Source organism: Streptomyces sp. NPDC029139 (genome assembly GCF_055564335.1).
Window position 1 is genome coordinate 1 of record NZ_JBVHWN010000027.1, and the last position, 5,028, is coordinate 5,028.

5 protein-coding genes are annotated in these 5,028 nt (G+C 71.3%); 2 read left to right on the forward strand and 3 right to left on the reverse strand.

The genetic code is table 11. The features are described from left to right. Window positions 1-91: 91 nt before the first annotated feature. Together ACZ4VW_RS31960 and ACZ4VW_RS31965 are read right to left on the reverse strand one after the other, a co-directional pair. The gene (locus ACZ4VW_RS31960; RefSeq protein WP_467968547.1) at window positions 92-967 is read right to left on the reverse strand and encodes a carbon-nitrogen hydrolase family protein; all 876 of its coding nucleotides are present in this window, start codon (window positions 965-967) and stop codon (window positions 92-94) included. A 5-nt stretch (window positions 968-972) separates the two neighbouring features. Next, window positions 973-2,457: an APC family permease gene (locus ACZ4VW_RS31965; protein ID WP_467968549.1), complete on the reverse strand. Its 1,485-nt coding sequence runs from the start codon at window positions 2,455-2,457 to the stop codon at window positions 973-975. Window positions 2,458-2,596: 139 nt separating this feature from the next. On the opposite strand from ACZ4VW_RS31965, the gene ACZ4VW_RS31970 reads away from it, so the two are divergent. Continuing rightward, window positions 2,597-3,196, forward strand: a complete 600-nt coding sequence (locus ACZ4VW_RS31970; protein WP_467968551.1) for a TetR/AcrR family transcriptional regulator — start codon at window positions 2,597-2,599, stop codon at window positions 3,194-3,196. A 78-nt stretch (window positions 3,197-3,274) separates the two neighbouring features. Here the strand turns inward: ACZ4VW_RS31970 and sph are convergent, their stop codons facing one another. Next, entirely contained in the window at window positions 3,275-4,297 is a 1,023-nt protein-coding gene (gene sph / locus ACZ4VW_RS31975; protein ID WP_467968553.1) for a sphingomyelin phosphodiesterase, read from the reverse strand. Between the two features lie 126 nt (window positions 4,298-4,423). On the opposite strand from sph, the gene ACZ4VW_RS31980 reads away from it, so the two are divergent. Continuing rightward, a complete protein-coding gene (locus ACZ4VW_RS31980) occupies window positions 4,424-4,912 on the forward strand; it encodes a F0F1 ATP synthase subunit B family protein (RefSeq protein ID WP_467968555.1) in 489 nt (162 codons plus the stop codon). The last annotated feature ends 116 nt before the right edge of the window (window positions 4,913-5,028 follow it).

Sequence of the window (5,028 nt, forward strand, 5' to 3'; positions counted from 1 at the left end):
CAGCGGCTCGATCCGGTCCCACATCGCATCAGTGATCACTAACCGGACAGACACATCCGATCAACTGATCAACCCATCAAAGAGACACGGCCTAGAGGATCCCCGCCCCGGGGTCCGGCGCCGGTGCGAACCGGCCGCCGTACATGGGCAGCTCGATCCGTTCGCCGTAGCGGGCGAGCTGGGCCCAGGGGCGGTTGATGCCGGCGGAGCCGTACGTACGGACCCGCGTCACGGTGTCGAGGTCGAGCACGTCGACGAGGACCTCCTCGCCCGTGCCGGCCTGCTGCCGGACGATGCCCTCGGGGTCGACGATCACGCTCGCGCCGACCCCCGCCGGGTCGGCGGCGTTCACGTTGACGACGTACACCTGGTTGGTCCAGGCGTTGGCCCGTGCGCAGACCAGCTCCATCTCGCGGTCGCGCGTCGTGGTGAGCGTGGGCTGGATGATCACCTCCGCGCCGAGCCAGGCCAGTTGGCGCGCGGTCTCCGGGAACGAGCCGTCGTAGCAGATGGCGAGGCCCGCGCGGCCGATACCGGGCAGGTCGAAGACGACGAACTCGCGCCCGGGGCTGGTCCGCTCGTACGGCTGCCAGGGGAAGACCTTGCGGTAGCGGGCGACGATCTCGCCGGCCGGGGAGACGGCGAGGGCCGTGTTGTAGACGTGCCCGTCGTCGGCGCGCTCGTAGAGGCTGCCCGGCACGAGCCACAGCCCGGTCTCCCGGGCCAGCGCGCGGACCCGGTCCGTCAGCTGCCCGGGGATCGGCACGGCCGCCTCCTCCATCCACTCCGGACGCGCCTGGAGCAGGGGAGCCTCGGCGCAGAGCATCAGCTCCGGTACGACGACGAGCTGGACGTGCGGGAAGGTGTCCCGCACGGCCCTGACCTGGTCGGCGTAGCGCTCCCAGGTGGCCTGCGGGTCATGGGCGACGGGCGTGGTCTGGACGGCGGCGATGGCGAGGGTGCGCATGGGGCTCAGTTCTCCGTGACGGACAGGGTGGTGACGGACGTGCGGCCGTCGCGGAAGAAGCGGGTGAAGCGGGGGCGGAGCAGCAGCATCACGACGGCTCCGAGCACGATCGAGCCGACACCGAGCAGGAAGACCCCGCCCACGCCGCCCAGGGAGGTGGAGCCGTAGTCCGGGTCGACCATGTCGTAGGCGCTCCGCACGAAGGCGGCCAGCATGATCAGGCCACCGGTCGCCGGCAGCACGCCCTTGACCAGCAGGTCGCGCGGAGAGTTCCGCAGCTCCCGGCGGAAGATCCAGGCGCAGGCGAGCCCGGTGACGCCGTAGTAGAAGGCGATGAGCAGGCCGATCGACAGAATGGCATCGCCCAGGAAGTCGGCCGAGACGAGTCTCAGCGCGATGAGGACGGCGGCCGCCGCGGCCGCGACGAAGACCGTCCCGAAGGCGGGCGTACGGAAACGGGGATGCGTGCGGGCGAAGGCGGCCGGCAGGGCGCCGTGCGCGCTCATCGACAGCGTGCTCCGCGGCGCCGAACTCGCACAGGTCAGCAGCGCCCCGACGGCCGAGACGGCGATGGCGAGGGTGACCAGCCTGCCCAGGCCGTCGCCGAGGACCGGCGGCGCGAGAAGGGTGAGGACGTCGGCGGCGGTCTCCTCGTTGCCGAGCCCGAGCCCCGTCCCGCCGGTTCCCGCGTACGAGATCGCGGCGAAAGCCGTGAAGAGATAGGTGACGAGCAGGATCAGGGTGGAGGTCACCGCGGCCCTGCCGGGCGTGCGGTCGCTGTCGACCGTCTCCTCGTTGAAGGTGATCAGGGCGTCCCAGCCCCAGTAGATGAAGAGGCAGAGCAGGACCGCCTCGGCGAAGGGCCCGAAGCCGTCGAAGGCGAAGGGGTCGAGCCAGCCCAGGGACGGGGTGGCGGCTCCCTGCCGGGCGAAGGCCGCGACACCGAAGGCGAGCAGCGCCACGAGCTGGATGCCCAGCATCGCGTACTGGACGTGGGCGGCGAGCTGGATGCCCCGGTAGGCGACGGTGGCGACCAGGGCGAGCAGGAGGACGGCGAGCCCGGTGACGGCGAACCCGCTCTCGGCCGCCGCGTCGAGACCCACCAGAGCGAGCGACGCGGACGCGCCGACCTGGGCCAGTGCCGTCATCGCGATGACGGTCGCCACCAGGACCGTCCAGCCGCCCGCGAGCCAGCCGGTGACGGGCCCGAAGGCCCGGGTGTTCCAGACGAATGTGGTGCCGCAGTCCGGCATCCTCCGGTTCAGCTCCCGGAAGGCGAAGGCCGTCAGGAGGATCGGCACGAAGCCGAGCAGCAGGGCGGCGGGCGCGAGGTCGCCGACCGTCAGGGTCACCAGGCCCAATGTGACGGCGATGCTGTAGGCCGGGGCGACGGACGCGAGCCCGAGCGCGACGGTGGCGAGCAGGCCGACGGAGTCGCGCCGCAGGCCCTTTCCGGTCAGGGGTGGTGGTCCCGCGTTCTTGGTGGTCATGACGGCCTCCTGAGGAGAAGCGTACGGTCGCCTCTCTTTTCTTAAACGGCGATTTAATGAAAGCTGGCCCGACAGGTCAAGGGATCAAGCTGTATCTTTGAGATCCGGTTCAGTGGACAGAGTGACGAGGGGGCGGCCGGTGGCGCGGCGCAAGGACCAGGAGGCGCGACGGGCGCAGCTGAGCGAGGCCGCTGCGCGGGCACTGCTGAGCCGGGGGCTCGAAGGGCTGCGACTGCGGGACGTCGCGGAGGAGGCCGGGGTCACCCCGGCGGCGGTGCTCTACTACTACGAGGATCTCGACGCCCTGATGTACGAGACCTTCCAGCAGGCCATCGAGCGGTTCTGCCGCGACCGGGAGGTCGCGGCGGAGCGGCATGAGGACGCGCGGGAGCGACTGCGCTCGTGCATCGCCTTCGGGGTCGCGTCAGGGCCGCAGGACCGCTTGCCGCGGCTGCTCTTCGAGTACTGGCCCCGCACGCTGCGCGACCCCAAGGCGGCCGCCCTCGACAGCGTGCTGACGGAGCGCCAGATAGGCGTCTACCAGGGCATTCTGGTGCTCGGCGAGGCACAGGGGCACTTCACCCTGGGCGACCCGCCCCGGATGGTCGCGGCCAATTTCGTCGCGATGGAGGACGGCTACCAGATGGACGTGCTGGCCGGCCGCCGCTCGCCGCAGGAAGTCGTCGCGGCCCTGCACGCGTACGGTCGCGCGGCGACCGGCTGGTCGGCGGAGCGCTGACCTCCGGGAAGCGGGCGAGGGCCCGCCGCGCCGTGACGGCGTGACGGGCCCGGGTCGATCGGTTCAGGGCGCCGGAACTCAGTACGCCGTCACCGGGTAGTGGTCGCTGAGGTTGGTGTACGTGTACTGCGTGCCCCAGCTGGAGACCGTCCAGGGCGCGCTCCGCTCCAGCACCACGTTGTTCGTCCAGCCCGCCGGCCGCGCGTTGCCCGAGCGGTACAGCACGTAGTCGAGGTCCTCGCGCGGGTCGTCCGGGTAGCGCTCGGACGCGATCGAGTTCTGCTCGGTGTCGAAGGAGTACGGGTGGCCGGTGCGGGCGTCCGCGCCGGCCAGGCCCGCGTCGCTCAGCATGGTGGAGTACTCCGGCGTGCGGGAGTCCACGTTGAAGTCGCCGGCCACGATGACCTGCTCGTTCGCCGGGATGTTCTTCGCGTCGAGGAAGGCGTCCATCGCCCTGAACTGGCGGCTGCGCATCTGCGCCGCCTCACCCGCCGAGCAGCCCGGGTCGGTGGACTGGGCGTGCGTGCCGACGACGTGGACCCTGCTGCCGTTCACGTCCAGGACGGTGTAGACGAAGCCCTTGTTCGAGTACCAGTCCGCACCGCACGCGTCCTTGTAGACGTACTGCTCCTTGCGGACGATCGGCCACTTGCTGAGGATCGTGACACCGCCGTCCTCGGGGGTGGTGGCGGAGTAGGCCCCGCTCGTGGCGTCCCAGCCCGTCCTGCTCCGTCCCATGACGGGGGTCTGGTGGGGGTACTGGGCGGCCGAGTTCGCCTTGAGGGCGTCCGAGGAGGAATTGTCGAAGGCCTCCTGGATCACGACGACGTCGTGCCCCTGGTAGAAGCCGGCGGCGGGGATCGCCTTGGCCCGGTGGTCCTGGCCCCAGTTCGGGTAGAGGCTCTTGCTGAAGAGGAAGGCGTTGTAGCTGAGCACCTTCAGGCGCGGGGACTCGGCGGCCGAGGCCGAGGGGGCCGCCGTGGCCAGGGTCGCGGCGGCGAGTGCCAACGACAGGACGGCGCCGGAGGCGCGACGGCGGTGTGCGGCGAGCGGCACAGGAACTCCCGGGTGTAGGTGGGGGGTTGGACCGGCGCCGCACATCAAAGCAGCCGTAGTTACCTTTCGGTAGCCATTGGGTGCCGGGAATCTTGCCGGTTCGACACGAACATGCCAACTCTCGATCACCCGGGGAAATCGTCGCTTTCCCGGACGGGTATCATGCCGCGCATGACCCTCGCGCAGAATTCGACGATCTTCGACATGGACCTCGGTCCGCTCAACCCCGTCACCGCTGAGCTCATCCTCGGCGCGGTGTTGTTCGCCCTCACCTTCCTCATCCTGGCGAAGGGCATCCTGCCGAAGATCAACCGCACCCTCGCCGAGCGCGAGGACGCCATCGACGGCGGCAGCGAGCGCGCCGACGACCTGCGCGCCGAGGCCACGCAGATCCGTGAGCAGTACGAGGCGGAGCTCGCCGAGGCCCGCCACGAGGCCGCCCGCATCCGCTCCAGGGCCACCGAGGAGGGCGCGGCCGCCATCGCCGCCGCCCGCGCCGAGGGCGTGCGCGAGCGCGACGCGATCCTGGCCGCCGGCGCCGAGCGCATCGCCACGGAGCGCGCCGCCGCCGAGCGCGAGCTCTCCGCCGACGTCGACGCCTGGGCCCGCGCCCTGGCCGGCCGCATCGTCGGCGAGCCGGTCGGCGCCGACCGCGTCTGACACGCACGCATCACGAGATCGGGGCCGGGGGGGGGGGGGGGGGGGGGGGGGGGGGGGGGGGGGGGGGATGTTTTTGTGTTTTTCGAGGGGGGGGGGGGGGGGGGGGGGAGGGAGGT